Source organism: Derxia lacustris (assembly GCF_002105195.1).
Lineage (GTDB): Bacteria > Pseudomonadota > Gammaproteobacteria > Burkholderiales > Burkholderiaceae_E > Derxia > Derxia lacustris.
Genome location: NZ_MUHU01000049.1, coordinates 1 through 1,296 on the forward strand (window position 1 = coordinate 1; position 1,296 = coordinate 1,296).

At 78.5% G+C, this 1,296-nt stretch carries 1 protein-coding gene; it reads right to left on the reverse strand.

Features of this window, described 5'->3' with window-relative positions; all coding sequences use genetic code 11:
* On the reverse strand, positions 1-1,296 hold a 1,296-nt coding region (locus B9P64_RS21650; RefSeq protein ID WP_139826461.1), incomplete at both ends, for a glycosyltransferase family 9 protein.

The window sequence follows — 1,296 nt, forward strand, 5'->3', positions numbered from 1 at the left end:
GGTGGGGGTGCAGCGCTGGGCGTGTGGCAGCGCGGGCAGAGTGGGGTGTGGACGTGACGGGGCTGACGGCGCTGGCGGCGTGGGCGGGGTGAGGCCAGGGGGGGCGGGCAGGCGGGGGGGGGGCGGCGGGGGCAGCGGGGCGGGCGGTCGGGTCGGCGCGCTCGGCGGGCGGCAGGGCGGGCGTGGCGCCGGCGCGCGCCGCATCGTCGTCGGCGAGCCGGCGCAGTGCGGCGTCGGCCACTTCGGCGGGCGCGAGCGCGGCCATGCATTCGGGCTCGGCCAGGCCGCGCGGGCAGTGCGCCATCCAGTCGGGCGTGCTCCACCAGCAGGGCGCGCAGACGTCGGCGGCGAGGTTGAGGTTGCCGGCATAGCCGAAGAAGTCGCGGTCGGTCGGGCCGAACAGCACCACGGCCGGCGTGCCGAGCGCGCGCGCCGCATGCACCAGGCCCGATTCGCCGTCGATGTGCAGCGCCGCGCCCTTGACCAGCCAGAGCGCCTCGCCGAGGCCGATGCGGCTGACCAGGCATTCATCCACGCCGGGGATGGCGCGGCTGGTCGGGCCGCCGATCTGCACCAGCTTCAGCTCGGGCCGGGCGGCGCGCAGTTGGCGCACCAGCGCCTCCCAGTGGCCGAGCGGCCAGCATTTGACGGCGCCGCCGGGGCGGATGCCGGCGCTGGTGTCGAAGCCGTCGTGCAGCGTGATCCAGCGCGCGCCGGCGCGGTCGAGGCGCAGGCGCGGCCCGGCGTCGGCCTCGTCGAGCGCGAGGGTGAGCGGCGCGGCATGGCCGATGCGGGCGGCATCGGGTGCCGCCAGCGGATCGAAGCCGGCGCTCCAGGCCAGCGCATCGCCGCGCCGGCGTCCGGCGGCGAGATTGAAGCGGGCCCAGTAGCCGTCGAGCTGGGGATGGCGCGCGACCAGGCCGCGCACGCTGGCGATGCGGTCGGCCGAGCGCGCGATCAATTCGGCGAGCGCCGGATGGCTGGCGCGCCAGCGCTCGGGCGCATCGGCAAAGCGCAGGAACTGGTCGATCTCGATGCGCAGGCCGGCGGCGCGCGGCCAGTCGCGCAGCCCGCGCGCCTCGGCCAGCAGGCCGCGCCCGCCGAGCGCCAGCCGCGCCAGTTCGGGCCGGTCGCTGTAGGCGGTGACCGGGCCGTGGCCGGCCAGCGCGCGGATCGCCTCGACCACGCGGCCGGCCAGCAGCAGGTCGCCGAAGCCGCCGCTCAGGCGCAGCGCGAGCGGCAGTGGCGCGGGCGTCGGGCCGGGGCGGGCGAGTGCGGGTGCGGGTGCGGGTGCGG